General features: G+C 61.4%; 18 protein-coding genes. 9 read left to right on the top strand and 9 right to left on the bottom strand.

Features of this window, described 5'->3' with window-relative positions:
- Positions 1–449: 449 nt before the first annotated feature.
- On the bottom strand, positions 450–1,229 hold the full coding sequence (locus ACIP8I_RS24950) for a LuxR C-terminal-related transcriptional regulator (RefSeq protein WP_400764567.1): 780 nt from the start codon (positions 1,227–1,229) through the stop codon (positions 450–452).
- A 111-nt stretch (positions 1,230–1,340) separates the two neighbouring features.
- Between ACIP8I_RS24950 and ACIP8I_RS24945 the strand changes: the two genes are divergently transcribed.
- Positions 1,341–2,456, top strand: coding sequence for a polyamine ABC transporter substrate-binding protein (locus ACIP8I_RS24945; protein ID WP_400764566.1), 1,116 nt, complete (start codon positions 1,341–1,343; stop codon positions 2,454–2,456).
- A gap of 147 nt (positions 2,457–2,603) precedes the next feature.
- Positions 2,604–3,722: a P1 family peptidase gene (locus ACIP8I_RS24940; RefSeq protein ID WP_400764565.1), complete on the top strand. Its 1,119-nt coding sequence runs from the start codon at positions 2,604–2,606 to the stop codon at positions 3,720–3,722.
- A gap of 91 nt (positions 3,723–3,813) precedes the next feature.
- Here ACIP8I_RS24940 and ACIP8I_RS24935 read toward each other — a convergent pair whose 3' ends face one another.
- Entirely contained in the window at positions 3,814–4,401 is a 588-nt protein-coding gene (locus ACIP8I_RS24935) for an NAD(P)H-dependent oxidoreductase (protein WP_400764563.1), read from the bottom strand.
- Positions 4,402–4,487: 86 nt separating this feature from the next.
- On the opposite strand from ACIP8I_RS24935, the gene ACIP8I_RS24930 reads away from it, so the two are divergent.
- Positions 4,488–5,126 carry a TetR/AcrR family transcriptional regulator gene (locus tag ACIP8I_RS24930; protein ID WP_400764562.1) on the top strand — a complete coding sequence of 213 codons (639 nt, stop codon included), beginning with the start codon at positions 4,488–4,490 and terminating at the stop codon, positions 5,124–5,126.
- 192 nt (positions 5,127–5,318) lie between these two features.
- On the opposite strand, the gene ACIP8I_RS24925 is transcribed toward ACIP8I_RS24930, so the two are convergent.
- Positions 5,319–6,005, bottom strand: coding sequence for a GNAT family N-acetyltransferase (locus ACIP8I_RS24925; protein ID WP_400764560.1), 687 nt, complete (start codon positions 6,003–6,005; stop codon positions 5,319–5,321).
- Between the two features lie 242 nt (positions 6,006–6,247).
- On the opposite strand from ACIP8I_RS24925, the gene ACIP8I_RS24920 reads away from it, so the two are divergent.
- Both ACIP8I_RS24920 and ACIP8I_RS24915 read left to right on the top strand, forming a co-directional pair.
- Positions 6,248–6,571, top strand: coding sequence for a YXWGXW repeat-containing protein (locus ACIP8I_RS24920; RefSeq protein WP_007965936.1), 324 nt, complete (start codon positions 6,248–6,250; stop codon positions 6,569–6,571).
- A 41-nt stretch (positions 6,572–6,612) separates the two neighbouring features.
- Positions 6,613–6,825, top strand: a complete 213-nt coding sequence (locus tag ACIP8I_RS24915) for a hypothetical protein (protein WP_400764558.1) — start codon at positions 6,613–6,615, stop codon at positions 6,823–6,825.
- Between the two features lie 15 nt (positions 6,826–6,840).
- Here the strand turns inward: ACIP8I_RS24915 and ACIP8I_RS24910 are convergent, their stop codons facing one another.
- On the bottom strand, positions 6,841–7,401 hold the full coding sequence (locus ACIP8I_RS24910; protein WP_400764556.1) for a YceI family protein: 561 nt from the start codon (positions 7,399–7,401) through the stop codon (positions 6,841–6,843).
- A 98-nt stretch (positions 7,402–7,499) separates the two neighbouring features.
- A complete protein-coding gene (locus ACIP8I_RS24905) occupies positions 7,500–8,858 on the bottom strand; it encodes an MATE family efflux transporter (RefSeq protein WP_400764555.1) in 1,359 nt (452 codons plus the stop codon).
- A gap of 126 nt (positions 8,859–8,984) precedes the next feature.
- On the opposite strand from ACIP8I_RS24905, the gene ACIP8I_RS24900 reads away from it, so the two are divergent.
- The 3 genes from ACIP8I_RS24900 to ACIP8I_RS24890 all read left to right on the top strand — a co-directional run bounded on the left by ACIP8I_RS24900 (position 8,985) and on the right by ACIP8I_RS24890 (position 11,873).
- Entirely contained in the window at positions 8,985–9,554 is a 570-nt protein-coding gene (locus ACIP8I_RS24900; RefSeq protein WP_400764554.1) for a chorismate mutase, read from the top strand.
- Between the two features lie 124 nt (positions 9,555–9,678).
- Positions 9,679–10,002 carry a hypothetical protein gene (locus ACIP8I_RS24895; protein ID WP_400764552.1) on the top strand — a complete coding sequence of 108 codons (324 nt, stop codon included), beginning with the start codon at positions 9,679–9,681 and terminating at the stop codon, positions 10,000–10,002.
- Between the two features lie 227 nt (positions 10,003–10,229).
- Complete coding sequence (locus tag ACIP8I_RS24890) at positions 10,230–11,873, top strand: diguanylate cyclase (protein WP_400764550.1); 1,644 nt, start codon at positions 10,230–10,232, stop codon at positions 11,871–11,873.
- A gap of 49 nt (positions 11,874–11,922) precedes the next feature.
- On the opposite strand, the gene ACIP8I_RS24885 is transcribed toward ACIP8I_RS24890, so the two are convergent.
- The 3 genes from ACIP8I_RS24885 to ACIP8I_RS24875 form a co-directional block, all read right to left on the bottom strand.
- The gene (locus tag ACIP8I_RS24885) at positions 11,923–12,618 is read right to left on the bottom strand and encodes a hypothetical protein (protein WP_400764548.1); all 696 of its coding nucleotides are present in this window, start codon (positions 12,616–12,618) and stop codon (positions 11,923–11,925) included.
- 117 nt (positions 12,619–12,735) lie between these two features.
- The gene (locus ACIP8I_RS24880) at positions 12,736–13,821 is read right to left on the bottom strand and encodes a polyamine ABC transporter substrate-binding protein (RefSeq protein ID WP_400764547.1); all 1,086 of its coding nucleotides are present in this window, start codon (positions 13,819–13,821) and stop codon (positions 12,736–12,738) included.
- Between the two features lie 51 nt (positions 13,822–13,872).
- Positions 13,873–15,174: an NAD(P)/FAD-dependent oxidoreductase gene (locus ACIP8I_RS24875; protein ID WP_400764545.1), complete on the bottom strand. Its 1,302-nt coding sequence runs from the start codon at positions 15,172–15,174 to the stop codon at positions 13,873–13,875.
- A 160-nt stretch (positions 15,175–15,334) separates the two neighbouring features.
- Between ACIP8I_RS24875 and ACIP8I_RS24870 the strand changes: the two genes are divergently transcribed.
- Positions 15,335–16,219, top strand: coding sequence for a LysR substrate-binding domain-containing protein (locus ACIP8I_RS24870; protein WP_400764543.1), 885 nt, complete (start codon positions 15,335–15,337; stop codon positions 16,217–16,219).
- On the opposite strand, the gene ACIP8I_RS24865 is transcribed toward ACIP8I_RS24870, so the two are convergent.
- On the bottom strand, positions 16,216–16,602 hold the full coding sequence (locus ACIP8I_RS24865; RefSeq protein ID WP_367084936.1) for a cytochrome c family protein: 387 nt from the start codon (positions 16,600–16,602) through the stop codon (positions 16,216–16,218). The two genes, ACIP8I_RS24870 and ACIP8I_RS24865, sit on opposite strands and share 4 nt — an antisense overlap.
- Positions 16,603–16,723: the final 121 nt, after the last annotated feature.

Genomic DNA, 16,723 nt, shown 5'->3' with positions numbered 1-16,723 from the left:
AGTGACAGGGAAACGATATAGCCCGGCCCATAGCCGTGTAAGCCGGCGGATTCTGGCGTACGCGTAGGTAACGGCGCAAGGCGTTGTAGCCGTTAGGGCGTAACGGTTCGTGTATTTTAAACGTGGTTGCAGGGGTGCGTTTATGGTGTGTGGAGAGCCGGGTTTGCTCCTGTAGTTTTGATGTCGTCTGACAGACCGCTTTCGCGAGCAGGCTCGCTCCCACAGTTGGATTGAGTGCATTCAGTTGGGAAGTTGGTCGGCTTCCATCGCTGGCAAGCCAGCTCCCACATTTTGACCGAGGGCATTCAGGTGGGGATTGGTTGGCTCATAGGCCGCCATCGCCAGCAGGCTGGCTCCTACAGTTGGATTGAGTGCGTTCAGTTGGGAGGTTGGTCGGCTTGTAGGCTGTCATCGCTGACATGCCAGTTCCCGCAGGGATTTGTGGTGATTCAGGCAGGGGGTGGGCGAAGCACCAGCGCGAACAACTCGCCATGCCCGTTCACATTGAGCTTGTGATAAAGATTGCGCCGATGCACCTTCACCGTCTCCGGCGAGATGCCCATCTGCTGGGCGATGGCCTTGCTGGAAAAGCCCTGCAGAATCAGCCGCGCGGTGTCGACTTCGCGGGTGGTCAGGCGCGCATCGAAGCGGTCGAGCAATGTTGCCAGATCCCCCGCCACCGGCTCGGTGCCAGCGCCTTGCGGCGGTAACAGCTGCACATGGCGACGCATCGCCGCCAACACCCAGTCGCGCACACACAACAGGCGCCCCTGCTCGGCCAAATCGAAAGCCGACGCGCGCCCGAGTGACAAACCCAGTACGCCGCCCTCGACGTTGATCATGAACTGCAACTCGTCTTCGCCCACCACCGAACGAAAATAGCTCTGGTAATACTCGCTGTGCAGGAACTGGTCCGGCGCCACCGAGGCCAGACTGTGCAGGCCATCGGCGATGCCGGTCGAGGCGGTTTGATAGAACGGATCGAGCAAATACATCCCGGCGCTGTAGCTGGCCAGTTCTTCCTGCTCATCGGCGCGGCCCTTGCTGTCGAAGTCGATCAGCAATTGCGGTGCCTGCCCCGCCTTCATCAGCGCCACCAGCGCGTTGTCCAGCGGCACCAGCAGCCGCAGCGTGTCGACCAGCGCGCGCCAGAAAGCGTCCTGGCCGACGGCGGCGAACACCCGCGCCAGACTCTGATGCACCGGCAACTCCTGCAACAACGCGTCCACGCTCTACCCCTTTTGAGTAACCCATAATGGGAATGGGTCAGGCGCGCCCGCCCCGATAGGCTGAGCACTCCTGTCAATCACCGGCCTGCCGCAGGCCAGGAGTGCCGCATCATGCGTTGTCGTCGTGGCTATATCAACCGGGGCATCAACCTTGGCCTGCTCGCCTGTTTTGCCGTCACATTCGCCGCCAGTGCCGCGGATGCACCGAGCGTGCACGTCTACAACTGGTACGACTACATCGGCCCCACCACCCTGGCCGACTTCAAGCGCGACAGCGGCATTCAGCCGGTTTACGACACCTTCGACAGCGCCGAGGTGCTCGAAGGTAAATTGCTGACCAGCCGCAGCGGTTACGACGTGGTGGTGGCGAGCAACTACAGCCTGCCGACGCTGATCAAGGCCGGCGCCCTCGCCCCGCTGCCCCGCGATCAATTGCCGGGCTGGAACAATCTGGACAACGACCTGCTGAGCAAACTGGCCCACAACGACCCTGGCAATCAATACGCCGTGCCGTATCTGTGGGGCACCAACGGCATCGGCTACAACGTCGACAAGGTGCGCGCCGCGCTCGGCGACAAGGCGCCGCTGGATTCGTGGGATCTGCTGTTCAAGGAAGAAAACCTCGCCAAGCTCGGCCAGTGCGGGGTGGCGATGCTCGATTCGCCGTCGGAAATGCTCCCGGTGGCCCTGCACTACCTGGGATTACCACCCAACAGCACCAACCCCGAGGACTATCAGAAAGCCGAAGCGCTGCTGCTCAAATTGCGCCCGCACATTGCCTACTTCAACTCGTCGAAATTCATCAGTGACCTGTCCAACGGCAACATCTGCGTGGCGGTGGGCTGGTCCGGCGCGATGCTCGAAGCCAAAACCAATGCCGAGCAGGCGCACAACGGCGTGAAGATCGCCTACAGCCTGCCCAAGGAAGGCGCGCCAGTGTGGTTCGACACGCTGGTGCTGCTCAAGGACGCGCCGAACCGCGCTCAGGGCCTGGCGTTCATCGACTACCTGTTGCGCCCGCAAGTGATCGCGCCGATCAGTGATCACCTGACCTATCCCAACGGCAACCGCGCCGCGACCCCGCTGGTGGCCGAGGCCACGCGCAATAACCCCGCGGTTTACCCGACCGCTGCGGCGATGGCGACCTTGTACACCCTTGAACCGCTGCCCAAAGCCATCGAACGGGTGCGCACGCGGGTGTGGAGCAAGGTCAAGAACGGCCAGTAACCCCAACACATTTCCCTTGTAGGAGTGAGCCTGCTCGCGATGGCGTCTTTGAATTCAACATCTTTGTTGACTGGCTCACCGCTTTCGCGAGCAGGCTCACTCCTACAAGGTCCGTGAATCCTTCAGATTTTTATAGAGAGACAAACCATGAAACCCCGTGCCCGTGACCTCAACATCCGCATCGGCCAGCTGCAACCCGGCCCGCTCAACGCCATCACCGATGTCCCCGGCGTGCGCGTCGGCCACAGCAACGTGCGTGGACGCAGCGACAGCGGGCGCGATATCTGCACCGGCGTGACCGTGATCGAACCGCGCCGTGGCTCGACCAACCAACAACCGTGTTTCGCCGGGGTGCATGTGCTCAACGGCAATGGCGACGCCACCGGCCTTGAGTGGATTCGTGAAGCCGGGCTGCTGACCAGTCCCATCGCCTTCACCAACACCCACAGCCTCGGCGTCGTGCGCGATGCGTTGATTGCGCTGGATCGCCAACAGCAACCGGACGACGGGCGCCTCTACTGGAACATGCCGGTGGTACTGGAAACCTTCGATGGCTTGCTCAACGACATCAACGGTTTTCACGTCAAGCCCGAGCATGTTGCCGAAGCGCTGAGTGCCGCGCATGACGGCGCCGTTGAAGAAGGCGCGGTAGGTGGCGGCAGCGGCATGATCTGCCATGAATTCAAGGGCGGAATCGGCAGCGCATCACGGCGTTTGAGCAGCGCTCAGGGCGGCTGGACGGTGGGCGCAATCGTCCAGGCCAACCACGGTATTCGTAGCGAGTTGCGGGTCGACGGTTATCCGGTGGGCCGCTACATGGAACAGGTGGATTCACCGTTCCTGCGTGCTGCGCTGCCGCATCCGGGCATGGGTTCGATCGTGGTCTGCCTTGCCACCGACGCGCCATTGCTGCCGCATCAATGCACGCGTCTGGCGCAACGCGCCAGCCTCGGCCTGGCGCGCAGCGGCGGCGGTAACGAAGACCACAGCGGCGACATCTTCATCGCCTTCGCCACCGGCAACCAACACATCCCACCCGCCGCGTACGAAGGCAAAGGCGCGCCGACCTGCGACAGCTTGCGCATGGTCAACAACGACCACATCAGTGAGCTGTTCCTCGCCGCCACCGAAGCGGTGGAAGAAGCGATCATCAATGCACTGCTCGCCAGCGAGAGCACCGAGGGCAACGGGCATGCAGTGCCGGGGCTGGAATCAGAAACGCTGCTCGCCGCCCTCGCCAGGGCCGGCTGGCCCGGCGCCCGCTGACCTGTAGGAGCTGCGGCACGCTGCGATCTTTTGATCTTGCATTCAAAAATCAACAGATCGCAGCCTTCGGCAGCTCCTACAGGGGTGCGACTCAGGTGAACATCTGGGCGCCGATGTGCTGTGCCGTCTGCAGATGTTCCTGTGGATCACGCACTTCCGATTCCACCATCAGCGTCGAGCTGACCACCGTCGCCCCGCTGTAATCGAAAATCCCGTGCTCGATCTGCGCCGTCATCGCCGGCCCGTAACCGTGACGCTCGTAGGTGCGCTCATCCGCGCCGGCGAGGCCGACCAGATGCACGCGCAGGCGCTGCAGCTTCTTCACATGCTTGAGGTCGCCAGCGAAATCAAACGCCCAGCCATTGCTGAACACTCGATCGATCCAGCCCTTGAGCAGCGCCGGCATCGACCACCAGTACACCGGGAATACCAGCACCAGCGCGTCGGCTCGATCAATCCGTGCCTGCTCCGCCAGCACGTCGGCAGGTGGCTGCGCTTCACGGTGATGCACGGCGAAATCCGCCGCGCCGAACACCGGCTGAAAACCCTCCGCGTACAAATCGGCGATCTCATGGGTGTTGGCTGAATCGGCGCGGGTCAGGCCTTGGGCAATCTGCGTCGCCACGCTGTGGGTCAGCGAACGCGGCTCGTGATGCGCCACAACAATCAATGCATGCATGGGAATTCTCCTGTAAGTTTGCGCTGACCAAGGGCTATGTACTCTTGGTAAGTTACGAACAGTAAGTTACGTTTGGTATATTAACGATGTCAACCACTGAAATGACCGAAGCCGATTCCCCTGCCCAACCGCGCCGTCGTCTGTCGCGCGAAGATCGCAATCGCCAGTTGCTCGATGTTGCCTGGCAGATCATTCGCGCCGAGGGCACCGATGCGCTGACTTTGGGTTATCTGGCGGAGAAGGCCGGGGTGACCAAACCGGTGGTCTACGACCACTTCACCACCCGCTCGGGCCTGCTCGCGGCGCTGTATCGGGATTTCGATACGCGCCAGACCGCAGTGATGGACGCGGCCATCGATAATTGCCCACCGAAACTGATCGATACCGCGACGGTGATCGCCACGGCGTATGTCGATTGCGTGTTATTGCAGGGCAACGAGATTCCGGGGGTGATTGCGGCGCTGGGCAGCACGCCGGAGCTGGAGAAGATCAAGCGCGATTACGAAGTGATCTTCCTCGAAAAGTGCCGCAGCGTGCTGCAACCGCTGGCGGCTGGCGGTGAAATCACCCAAGCCGGTTTGCGCGCCATGCTCGGTGCCGCCGAGGCGTTGTCGAATGCCGCCGCCAGCGCTGAAATCAGCGCCGAGCAAGCAAAGGACGAATTGTTCGCCACCATCATCGCCATGGTGGAACGGGCCGCCGCCCGTGCGACTAGCGGTACTTGAGTCGGCCCCTGCGCGTTCCCATGATGAAGGTACGCAGTCGCTTCACTCCTGAGCGGCGGCGTAGGGAACGGGTGTTCTGAACCCCAAATCAAGCCCGTTCCTTGTTTCATGCGCAGCTTGAGCCTCGTGGGCTCTACTTCTCCCCATCAAAGAGCCTTGAGGCTCTTTTTTTGTCTGTTTTTTGCACCGGGATCAGTGCAGCGTCAGGCGCTGACGGACAAATTCTTCGACGTGACGGGTCGTTTGATCCAGATGCCGGTCGCGCTGTTTCTCGGCATCGAGCATCGCGCGCTTGCCATTTTTCTGCAGCAGGTAGGTGTGGATCTGCTGCACTTCCAGCGAGCGATAGATCGGCGTGGTGTCGATAAAGCCGCGCAGGCCGTTGCTGCGGTAATGCCGGGTGCTCATCAGCACCTGGGTTTCGCGCGCGCCGATCACTTCGAAGCCCAGCGCCTCGAAGTACGGCACCTTGCCGACGCTGCAGGTCAGTTCGGCATGCGGATAACGACTGATCATCTCGCCGATCATCGCCCGCGCCACACCTTGGCGTCGATGGCCTTCGCGCACGGCCATGTAGGCGACGCTGCAGGCCTCCCAATCGCCTTGCACCGGCAGGTACAAGAGGAAACCGGTGACCTGCTCCGGGTCGTCCTCGGCCGTCGCCACCAGCAATTCCACCTCGGTGCCCTTCTCGCCGTTCAGCGCTTCCAGATACAGATGCACCTCATAACCGACCGCGTACTGATAGACGTTGTACAGCAGATTGCTCGGGCCGAGACCGACCGCGCTGATGTCGGTCAGATAATCGACCACCAGTTGCAGAATCTGGCTGTTGACGCTTTCGGGGCATGGGGTTTTGTAGTGGGTGATGCGTGGCATGACAGCTGAACTCCGGCGGAAAACCGCGACATCATACCCCGTCCCGCCACCCGCTTTATGCAGGAGCTGCCGCAGGCGGCGATCTTTTGATTTTTTAAAAGCAAGATCAAAAGATCGCAGCCTGCGGCAGCTCCTACAGGAAAGTGGAGAAAATTTCATCTGCTGCACAGCGGATCTTTTGCCGATCTGGCGTCCAATTCTGCAACTGCGTTCTCTTTTTACGCAGGCCTTGAGGAGTTGTCATGAGCGTGTTGCGTTCACTGTTCAAATGGCGAAAAACCCTGCTGCTGGTGCCGATGACCCTGGCCGCATTGGCCAGTGCGCCGGTGTTTGCCCAGCAGGTGGTGATCGTTCAGCAAGCCCCGCCGCCGATGCGCATGGAAGTGATGCCCGGGCCGCGTCCCGGTTATGTCTGGGATCAGGGACACTGGCGCTGGGAAGGACGCGGTTATGTGTGGATGCCGGGGCACTGGCAACCGGTGCGCCACGGCGCGCATTGGCGGCCCGGCCACTGGCAGGCACGCGGGCCGAACTGGTTCTGGGTTGAAGGGCGCTGGGTGCGCTGATTGCCCGTCGACCTGCACACTTCTTCTATAGGGAACACCCCATGTCCAGAAGCGTTAAAGCCTTGCTCGCCGCCTCGCTGGTGGCCATCACCCTGTCCGGTTGCGTCGTCGCCCCCGCCCGGCCGCACCGGCCACCGCCACCGGTGGAAGTCGTACCGGTGATGCCTGCGCCGGGCTATCACTGGGTCGCCGGGCATTACCGCTGGGGCGGCAACGAATGGCGCTGGGTGCCGGGGCACTGGCGCGCGTATTGATCGCCAGCGGTGGCGTCACTGCTGTGGCGCCACCACCTTGAACTTGATCGCGATGTCGTTGGACACCACGGTGTCCGCCCACTCCCCCGCACCGAGCCCGAACTGGTCACGCTTGAGGACCAGTTCGCCGTCGAAAATGCCGATCGCGCTGTCCGGTTTCAGCTCGACCGGCACCTCCACTTCGCGGGTGATGCCCTTGAGGGTCAGACGTCCGGCGATCAGATAGTGATCGTCCGTCACCCGGCTGAAACGGCTGGATTCAAATACCGCCACTGGAAAGCGCTGGGTATCGAACCACGCCGGCTTCACCAGCTCGGTGTTGGCGTCCACGCTGCCGGCGTCGATGCTGTTAAGGTCGATGTGCAACGTGGTGTGGGCGCTGGCGAGGTTGTTGCTGTCGAACTGCAGCGTCGCGTCGAACTTGCCGAAGGTGCCATAAACCTGATTGCCAAATTGCTTGTAAATGAAGCTGATCTTGCTGGCGGTAGTGTTGACGCGGTTGTATTCAGCGGCATGCGTGCAGGTCATGACGAGCAGGCTGGTAAAGAGTGCCACAGCGGTGAATCGGGCACGCATGGGATTCTCCGGACAGGGCAAACCTTCTAGGCCTCGATTGACTTAAGCAAACAACCCGCGGTTGCGCCATGTCATTTGTCTGCCGGTGTGGCTCAGGCTCAGACCAGCCGCTCGATCTTCTGATGCTGCCAGACCAGTTTGTAATACAGCGTCTGCAATACCAGCATGCCCAGATACGCCACCGGAAACGCCATCCACACCCCCTGCAAACCGTACTGCCCGTCCAGCCAGTAAGCCGCCGGCAACTGCACGCCGACCACGCAGACAATCGCGATCGCCACCGGCACCAGCACCGTGCCGCTGGCGCGCATGATGCCGCCGATGATCGCCTGGAAGCCGAACACCAACAGGCTCCACAGCATGATGTGCAGCAAATGCTCAGCCATCGCCCGGGTCGAATCTTCGGTCAGGAACAACCCCAGCAACCAGTGCGACAACAGGTAACCGAGCACGATCAAACCGCCGGTCAGACACACGTTGATCAACAGCCCGGTGCGCAGGATCGCTCCCAGGCGTTGCAGTTGCCCGGCACCAATGGCCTGGGCGCCAAGGATCGAGGCGGTGATGGCAATCGACAGCGCCGGAAACTGCACGTAGTTGACGATCTGCGTCACCGCGCCATAGGCCGCCGTCGCCTGCGAACCGTGCTGGTTGACCAGCGCCAGGATCACCAGCTCCGACAGCGACAACACGATCATCTGCACTCCGGTCGGCAGGCCGATGCGCAACACCTTGCCGAGAATCGCGCCGTCCAGCCGCAGCGCCGCGAAAAACTCACGATCCGGCGCCAGCGGATGGCGCTTGCGAATCAGCCGCCAGGCCAGCCACGCCATCGCCGACAGGTTACCGGCAAGCCCGGCGAAGGCGGCACTTTGAATGCCCAGCTGGGGCAAACCGAACCAGCCACGGATCAGCGCCGGGGTCAGCGCCAGCCCGACCGAGGTCGACACGATCAGCGCCAACAGTGGCGACACGGTGTCGCTGACCCCGCGCAGCAATTGCGTGAACAGCACAAACACCAGCATCGACGGCAGGATCCACATCATCACGTGCGCATACGCCACCGCGTCGTCCAGCACATCCGCCGGCGTCCCCAGCCCCTGCAAGGCCTGCCGCGCAAACACACTGCCCAGCACCGCCGCCAGCAAACCGATCAACACCCCCAGCAACAGCGTTGCCCCGGCGATCGCCTTGACCATGTGCGCCTCACGCGCGCCCCACGCCTGGCCGATCAACACCCCGGCGCCCGCGCCCAGGCCGATCACCAGCGCGATGAAGAAAAAAATGATCGGGAACATCCCCGACACCGCCGCCAACGCCTGCGTCCCGAGCATCTGCCCGATGTAGATACTGTTGACCGTGCCCGACATCGATTGCAGGAAGTTGGACAGCACCATCGGCGCGAGGAACAGCAGGTAGGTTTGCCAGAGGGGTTTGCTGATGGCGGGGGTTTGCATTGAGGATCGGTCTCGGGGTGGGAGATGCGAGGGATATTACGCTAGATGGGCGGGTTAAAGTCGGTCGACATCGCCTCCGCTCAAGGCTTAAATGTCGGCACTATTTTCCGTGGAACGCGCCTGCCCATGACCCCATTGCGAAATGCCCTGACCTGTTCCCTGCTGGTGGTTTTCAGCCACATTGCCGGCGCGGCCGAGGCCCCTGCCCCCGCCCAATCGTTGCGTTCGTTGCTGACAACCTTGAACGAACGCCTGAATATCGGCGACCTGGTGGCGCTGACCAAATGGGACAGCGGCAAGCCGATTCAGGACAGCCCACGCGAAGCCCAGGTCATCGCCAATGCCCGCACCCTGGCGACCGAACACCAGCTCGACCCCGAAGACGTGGCCCAGTTGATCGCCGCACAGATGGAGGCGAACAAACTGGTGCAGTACGGATTGCTCGCGCAATGGCAAACGACCGGTGCGGCGCCGGACACCCCACGACCGGATCTGGCGAAGCAGATTCGCCCACGCCTGGACGAGTTGCAGACCCGCCTGCTGCGCCAGTACGCCGACTTCGCGCCGCATCGCCGCGACCCGAATTGCCCGGTCTGGCTGGCCAAGGCCCGGCAGGGTCTGACCCACGACGCACTGCATGATCTGGCCCTGATCCGCGCCACCGGAGAGCTGTGCATTCGGGCACAGAAGCTCTAGATCAGCCGTTGCGGCACACATCGCTGGCGTCGATAGTCACCATCACGTCAATGAAGTTCTCATACAAAATCCGCGGCGTAACATCGGCTCCATACCAACCCAATACACCCCGGAGCACACGATCATGAAACGCCAAACCATCCTCGGCATCGCTTTCTCGGTTCTCGCAGTTAACGCTTTTGCAGCAACGCCCGCGCATACCCTGGTCGCTGAAGGCGGCTCGGACAAGTTGATTGAAAGCCGTTTGGCGGAAGGTGGTTCGGATCGTCTGCAAGAACGCCGCGTTGCCGAAGGTGGCTCGGATCGTCTGCTGGAACGTCGCGTGGCTGAAGGTGGCTCGGATCGTCTGCTGGAACGCCGCGTGGCTGAAGGTGGCTCGGATCGTCTGCAAGAACGCCGTGTTGCCGAAGGTGGCTCGGATCGTCTGATCGAAAGCCGCAACGCATAAAACAATGGTTCTGAAGCAGTCAAAGCAAGCCCGGCCTGATCAGCCGGGCTTTTTCATTCCGCCGTTTGCAGGCGTGGTTCTTTTCAACGATCAGCGTCAGAAAGGATCTTTCCCTGTAGAGCACTGGCGAAACTTCCGACGGTGCTTATCCGAAGCGACCGACTGGCAGCCCGACGCTTAATGCGCATACCATGCGGCCACAACTTCCAAACAGAATTTGCCTGCCCATGCTCAAAGCCAGTCTGCGAAGCCACCTGACCCTCTGGTTCGCCGGTTTATCCCTGCTGACCCTGGTGAGCGTCGGCTTCTATGTCGGGCATATCGCCACCGAACAGATGAAACAGGCCAGCGGCAATGCCCTGCTCAATACCGCGCGCTCGGCGGCGACGTTGCTCGGTGACCAGTTGCGCGAGCGCCAGCTGGAGGTCTACCTGCTCAGCCGTGCGCCGCATCTGGAGCGTGGCGATCTCGACAACCCGGCGATTCTCAAATCGATGCAACTGCGCACCCAGGCCCGTGCCGAGTATGCCTGGATGGGCGTGACCGATGCGGATGGCAATGTGCATCAAGCGGTCAATGATCTGCTGGTCGGGCAATCGGTGCAGCAGCGGCCATGGTTCCAGGCTGGCCTGCGCGGTGAGTACACCGGTGATCCGCACGAAGCGGTGTTGCTGGCCAAACTGCTACCGCGAACACCCAACGGCGAACCGCTGCGTTTCATCGACTTCGCCGCCCCGATCCGCAACGCCGACGGTCAGGTGATTGGCGTGCTGGGGGCGCACGCGCACTGGAGCTGGGTCACGCGCATTGTCGAGTCGGCAGCGTTCTCGCATAAAAATGCATCGCCGGATATCGAAGCGCTGATCATCGATCACGACGGCAAGGTGCTGTACCCGGAAGCCCTGATGGGCCAGCAACTGGCGGTGAATGATCCGAAGTTGCCGGGCTGGTCGGTCGGCAACGGTTACCTGACCAGCATGGTCACCGTACCGACGCCTTCGAGTACCGCGCTGTCCTGGTCGATCGCCGTGCGCCAGCCACTGGACACTGCTCTGGAGCCGGCGCGCCTGCTGCTCTATAAATTGTTGCTGCTGGGGGTAGCCGCCGCCGTGGCGTTCGGGCTGGTGGCGTATTACCTGGCGCAGTACCTGAGCCGGCCGATCGAGCAACTCGCGCACTCGGCCAAACAGGTGCAGAACCAGCAGCCCGGCGTACACTTTCCGCTGCAGCACCCGGTACGGGAAATCGCCCAGCTTGGGCAGTCGATCGACGCCATGACCCGGTCGCTGCTGGCCAAGGAGCGCGAACTGCAGGAAGCCAACGCCTCGCTGGAAGCCACCGTCGCCCAGCGCACCGCCGCCTTGATGCAGGCCAATGCCGAACTGTTGAACCTGGCGACCCACGATGCCCTGACCGGCGTCTTCAACCGCCGCCGCTTCGATGAAAAACTCAGCGAATACAGCCTGCTGTTCCGCCGCACCGGGCGACCGTTTGCCCTGCTGCTGATCGACGCCGATCACTTCAAACGCGTCAACGACACCTACGGCCACGCAATCGGCGACGACGTGCTGCTACAGTTGGCGCAACTCATTCAGGTCAGCGTGCGTGCCACCGATTTCGTCGCCCGTTACGGCGGCGAGGAATTTGCCGTGCTGCTGCCGGAAGTTGCCCAGCCTGATACTCCGGAGGTGGTCGCTGAGAAAATCCGTGCCGCCGTGGCCCTAGCGCACTTCCCCAACATCGGACAAGTCACCGTGAGCATTGGCGTCGCTCTGGCCGATCCGGCGGACAACAGCCACACGATGCTGATCAAACGTGCCGATCAGCAGCTGTATCAGGCGAAAGCGGCGGGCCGTAATCAAATCGCCTGATCAGTGATCACAGCGAGGTGCAATGAGTCGAATTGTCCTCGCCGAAAAATCAAGGTTTCAAATCATCGACAAGTTTTTTCATCACCAGATCGGAAACATGGGTGAACGCCGTGCGCAATGCCTCGGGATCGGTCGCATATTGCTCCGGTGTATAGGCGATGGTGTTGGCGTCGTTGAACACTGAAATGGTTTCGAAATTACGCCACACCGCAGAACCATTGCGCTTGATGGAAGCATTGGCGCCAATAACCGGGTACAGCACGGTGCTGTAGTTCTTCAGGGAAAGCCCCCACTGCATCACGAGGATTTCCACCTCGGCGTCAGCCTGCTCGCCCTCACCCACGACAGTGAAGACTCGTTCCTGCTGGATGCGTTTGACGAAACTCTGGCGGATCAACTGACTCAGGTCGATACCGTTGGCTTTCATGTTGTTCTGGATCGCTCGGGAAATATCGCCGGTCAGCACATCGCCCGTTTTAGTGCCAGCCACGGAGCCTGCGCCCGTCAGTGCGGCTGTACCGGCAGAGGATGCACCGGCCACCATGCCGGTTGCTGCCCCGGTACCCGCGCCCAGACCTGCACTCCATGCCTGAGTCATGCTGCTGTACTGGAAATTGTCGACCGCGACAAACACCGGCAACACCTTCACGGTCTTGATCTGCTGGCGGTCTTCAGTGCTGAGGTTTTTGGTCACGCAACCAGAGAGCAATGCCAGCGCACAAACAATACCGAGAATCTTCTTCATATCAGGCAGGATCCAGAACATGGGTGACAGTCGTATCGCCCGCCATCCGCATTTCTTGAATCCCGCACGTGCTGGCGAGCCAGGCTTGCGTGCCTGACCCGGATCAAGCGAGCGAACTCAGGTATTGGTCTTCAACCTGGTCCACAACCGCGTCGACAACCGTGCAATCGCCGCCGGGAGCTCTTCCACGGTGAACAGCCGTTGCATCACTTCCCTGGGCGGGTAGATCGCCGGATCCTGTTTCACGTCCGCGTTGAGGTACTGATCCGCCGCCGCATTGGGATTGGCGTAGTGAATGCTGTTGCTGATGTTGGCCACCACTTTGGGGTCAAGCAGATAGTTCATGTAGGCGTAGCCGTTCTTTTCGTGCGGCGCGCTTTTGGGCATGACCACCATGTCGAACCACAGGGTCGTGCCTTCTTTAGGGATCGAATAGGCGATGTTGATGCCGTTTTTCGCTTCTCTGGCGCTGGCGGCGGCCTGAACGATGTCGCCGTTGAAGCCGATCACCGCGCAGACATTGCCGTTAGCGAGGTCGCTGATGTACTTCGAGGCGTGGAAGTACTGAATGTACGGGCGAATCTTCAGCAATTGCTGTTCGGCTTGTTTGTAATCCGCCTGTTCATGACTGTGTGCTGGCAAGTGCAGGTAGTTGAGCGTGATCGGCAGCACCTGGGTCGGGTTGTCGATAAACGCCACACCGCACTGACTGAGCTTCTTGATATTTTCTTCGTTGAAGAAAAAGTCCCATGACTGGGTGATATCGGTGTTGCCGAAAATCGCCTTGATCTTCTCGACGTTGTAACCGATGCCGGCGGTACCCCACATGTAGGGGTAGCCGTACTGGTTGCCGGGATCGTTCACTTCAAGTTTTTGCAGCAGCACCGGGTCGAGGTTTTTCCAGTTCGGCAGCTGCGACCGGTCAAGTTTCTGAATCGCTCCAGCCTTGATCAGTCGCGACAGAAAATGGTTCGACGGGCTGACCACGTCATAACCGGTGTTGCCGGTCATCAACTTCGACTCCAGCACTTCGTTGCTGTCGTGAATGTCGTAGGTGGTCTTGATCCCGGTGGCCTGGGTGAAATTGGCCAGAGTGTCCGGGGCGATGTAGCTGTTCCAGTTGGAGATGTTCACGGTTTCGTCGGCACAAGCGGCCGTGCTGGCCGCGAGCAGGACTGCCAGGGAAAGTGGGTGGATGCGCATGGTCTGTCACCTGTGTTGAGTGGCTTTTGTTGTTGTGCGGTAGGCGAAACTTCAGATTTCTGTTCTGGCCCGGACTGCCTCCACGCGCATGCGCAGCATGGCACCGATGTCGAAAAAAGGTCGCGGTGGCAACCAACCGGGTTCGGCGCGCTGCATCACCGATTGCAGCAGCGGTGAATCGACGCCCGACGCCAGTTCCGCCAGCAAGCGCCCCCACAGCGTGCCGCGCGCCACCCCGGAACCGTTGCAACCGGCGACGGCAAACACGCCCTCTTCCACCTTCTGAAAAAACGCCTGACCGCTGCGAGTCGCACTCAAATGACCGGTCCAGGTGTACTGGATGTCTTGCGCGCCGAGAAACGGAAAGCGTCGTTGCAGACCGCGCACATGATGTTCGCGGCGCTGCACCCGTTCGCTTTCTGACAAGTCGCGCGTACGGTATTCGGCGGTGTTGCGGATCATCACCCGCCGGTCCGGGGTCAGCCGCACCGTGGCGCCCAGCGGCCGGGTCGAGAGCACGCCCCACGGCTCGACGGCGCCGATCGCCTGAAATTCCTGATCGCTGAGCGGCCGGGTGAGACTGGCGCTGAGTTCCATCGGGAAAGTGCCACTGTCATGAATGCCGACCCGGGGAATGAATGCGTTCAGACACACCAGCACCCGCTTGGCTTCGACGCTGCCACCCACGGCGTTGGCCCGCAGCCGGCCGTGGCTGATGCGCTCCAGACCTCTGATGTCGGCGTGCTCGTAAACGCTGATATTGCCCGGCAGCGCATTGAGCAGGCCCTTCACGTATTTGCCCGGTTGCAACAGCGCATTGCCGTTGCCGCACCAGATCCCCGCCGCGTAGTGCCGGGTGCCGAGTTTTTGCGCCAGCGCATCGCTCTGGAGAAATTCTGCGCGGGCACCGAGGGCACGCAAGGTCGCCAGTTTGGCGTCGACATGGCTGAGCTTGGCGGCGTCGCTGACAGCGAAGAAATAACCGTTGTCGCGAAAGTCGCAGTCGATGGCATGTTGCGCGATGGCCTGGCGCACCGCATCGCTGGCGGCACGGGAAATCGCCGTGTCGATTTCGAACCCGGCAAAGCCTGGCGCCCCGATCAATTCACTGTCGGCCGGATGTTCGTGGGCCACGACAAACCCAGAGTTGCGCGCCGAAGCGCCCTGCGCCGCACGCTGGCGGTCAACCACCACGATCCGTGCCTGCGGGTGCATTTGTGCCAGGTTGTGCGCGGCGCTGAGGCCGGTAATGCCGCCGCCTATCACCAGCCAATCGGCTTTCTGCGCACCGCTCAGGCGACCGCGCTGCGGCGAGCTGCCGGCCTGGGCGATCCAGCCACATACGTTTTCCATTGCTGACCTCATTCGACTGTCGTTGCACGGCTTGCCTTTCACCTTTGCTCATGCGTGAATCGCATGGAGAAAGCACAAGGTTCGCCGCCAGAGCTAGAATCTATAAGGTCTCGGCTTGCCCAACCAACGTTATAAAATCATCGAGCCATTCTGAAAACGCATGGATAAAATCCGCCACGTGCCCTCCCTGCAGGCCATGCAGACGCTGGTAGAAGTCGCCCGTTGCGCCAGCTTCACCCAGGCCGCGCAGCAGCTGTGCCTGACCCAAAGCGCGGTGAGCCGGCAGATCCAGCAACTGGAAAGCCATTTCAATGTCGCGCTGTTTATCCGCACCAGCCGCAGCCTGCGCCTGACCTCGGAAGGCGAACAGGTGCTGGCCAGCGCCATCAACATTCTCGAGCAACTGAAAACCCTCGAAGAACGCCTCGCTCCACAGCAACGCCCGTTCCGCATTCGTATGCATGTGTCACTGGCGGTGCGCTGGCTGCTACCCAAACTCAGTGACTTCTATCTCCGCCACCCCGAGGTTTCGCTGGCGATCGAAACCGTCGCCACCGAGGTTGTGGAACCGGCCAGTGACAGCGACGCCTACATTCTTTACTTGCCGCAGCCAAACAATGACGCGGATTACCTGACGCTGTTCGAGGAAACGCTGGTGCCCGTCTGTTCGCCCAATCTGGCGAACGCGCCGCGCTCGGTCGAAGACTTGCTGGGGTTCGCCTTGCTGCATCGCTCTGCCGATCGGCAGGCCTGGATTGAATGGCTGATGGCCAACGGCGGCAAGCCGCTGGAAAGTTACCGGCACATCCCGTTCAACCTCGACGAGTTGGCACTGGATGCGGCGGCACGAGGCCTGGGCGTGGCGGTGACCGACATGACGCTCGCGGCTGAGTCCATCGAGCGTGGGGTGCTGGTGGTGCCGTTCGGACCACCGCTGAAGACGGGCGGAATTTACGCGTTGTGCCTGCAGCCGGCAGCGGCATCAAACCCGGCGTGCGCGGTGGTCACGCAGTGGTTCGCCGGGCAGGCCGAGAAAATTCTTTAGTTGGCGAATTGCTGCAGATACGCCAACAAATTATCGATCTTCTCTTCGTCACTCAGCCCCCAGAAAATCATCCGCGTGCCTGGCACTACGCCCTTTGGATCCTTCAGATACGCCGTCAGCGTATCGCGATCCCAAGTCTTGCCGGAGTTCTTCATTGCGTCGGAATACACGTAATTGGCCGAGGTCCCGGCGGGTCGGCCGATGATGCCGTTGAGTTGCGGGCCGAACCCCGGTCGCGCGTCCGGCCCGACCTGATGGCAGCCGCCGCACAGCCGCGGAAAGATCTTTTCGCCGGCGGCGGGATCGCCTGCGGCGTGGGTGGTCGAGCTGAACAGCACGGCGGTTGCGGTCAGGGCAAGAAGCAGTGAAACGGTGTTTTTCATCGGGCGTTCCAGAACGGTGTGATGCAATTGAGGCAAGGCTAACACTTTGTGGCGAGGGAGCTTGCTCCCGCTGGCCTATGCAGCAGGCTCATCGTAGGGGGCGCTTCGCACCCAGCGGGAG

The sequence above is a fragment of the Pseudomonas sp. NPDC088414 genome (assembly GCF_044753325.1).
Classification (GTDB): domain Bacteria; phylum Pseudomonadota; class Gammaproteobacteria; order Pseudomonadales; family Pseudomonadaceae; genus Aquipseudomonas.
The sequence above is the reverse complement of the archived record's forward strand: the minus strand, read 5'-3'. Positions and strand labels throughout refer to the sequence as shown.

Excerpts from the sequence above, each read along its gene's own strand:
- ACIP8I_RS24945 (WP_400764566.1), top strand. The coding sequence starts at position 1,341 with ATGCGTTGTCGTCGTGGCTATATCAACCGGGGCATCAACCTTGGCCTG.
- ACIP8I_RS24940 (WP_400764565.1), top strand. The coding sequence starts at position 2,604 with ATGAAACCCCGTGCCCGTGACCTCAACATCCGCATCGGCCAGCTGCAA.
- ACIP8I_RS24935 (WP_400764563.1), bottom strand. The coding sequence starts at position 4,401 with ATGCATGCATTGATTGTTGTGGCGCATCACGAGCCGCGTTCGCTGACC.
- ACIP8I_RS24930 (WP_400764562.1), top strand. The coding sequence starts at position 4,488 with ATGTCAACCACTGAAATGACCGAAGCCGATTCCCCTGCCCAACCGCGC.
- ACIP8I_RS24925 (WP_400764560.1), bottom strand. The coding sequence starts at position 6,005 with ATGCCACGCATCACCCACTACAAAACCCCATGCCCCGAAAGCGTCAAC.
- ACIP8I_RS24920 (WP_007965936.1), top strand. The coding sequence starts at position 6,248 with ATGAGCGTGTTGCGTTCACTGTTCAAATGGCGAAAAACCCTGCTGCTG.
- ACIP8I_RS24915 (WP_400764558.1), top strand. The coding sequence starts at position 6,613 with ATGTCCAGAAGCGTTAAAGCCTTGCTCGCCGCCTCGCTGGTGGCCATC.
- ACIP8I_RS24910 (WP_400764556.1), bottom strand. The coding sequence starts at position 7,401 with ATGCGTGCCCGATTCACCGCTGTGGCACTCTTTACCAGCCTGCTCGTC.
- ACIP8I_RS24905 (WP_400764555.1), bottom strand. The coding sequence starts at position 8,858 with ATGCAAACCCCCGCCATCAGCAAACCCCTCTGGCAAACCTACCTGCTG.
- ACIP8I_RS24900 (WP_400764554.1), top strand. The coding sequence starts at position 8,985 with ATGACCCCATTGCGAAATGCCCTGACCTGTTCCCTGCTGGTGGTTTTC.
- ACIP8I_RS24895 (WP_400764552.1), top strand. The coding sequence starts at position 9,679 with ATGAAACGCCAAACCATCCTCGGCATCGCTTTCTCGGTTCTCGCAGTT.
- ACIP8I_RS24890 (WP_400764550.1), top strand. The coding sequence starts at position 10,230 with ATGCTCAAAGCCAGTCTGCGAAGCCACCTGACCCTCTGGTTCGCCGGT.
- ACIP8I_RS24885 (WP_400764548.1), bottom strand. The coding sequence starts at position 12,618 with ATGAAGAAGATTCTCGGTATTGTTTGTGCGCTGGCATTGCTCTCTGGT.
- ACIP8I_RS24880 (WP_400764547.1), bottom strand. The coding sequence starts at position 13,821 with ATGCGCATCCACCCACTTTCCCTGGCAGTCCTGCTCGCGGCCAGCACG.
- ACIP8I_RS24875 (WP_400764545.1), bottom strand. The coding sequence starts at position 15,174 with ATGGAAAACGTATGTGGCTGGATCGCCCAGGCCGGCAGCTCGCCGCAG.
- ACIP8I_RS24870 (WP_400764543.1), top strand. The coding sequence starts at position 15,335 with ATGGATAAAATCCGCCACGTGCCCTCCCTGCAGGCCATGCAGACGCTG.
- ACIP8I_RS24865 (WP_367084936.1), bottom strand. The coding sequence starts at position 16,602 with ATGAAAAACACCGTTTCACTGCTTCTTGCCCTGACCGCAACCGCCGTG.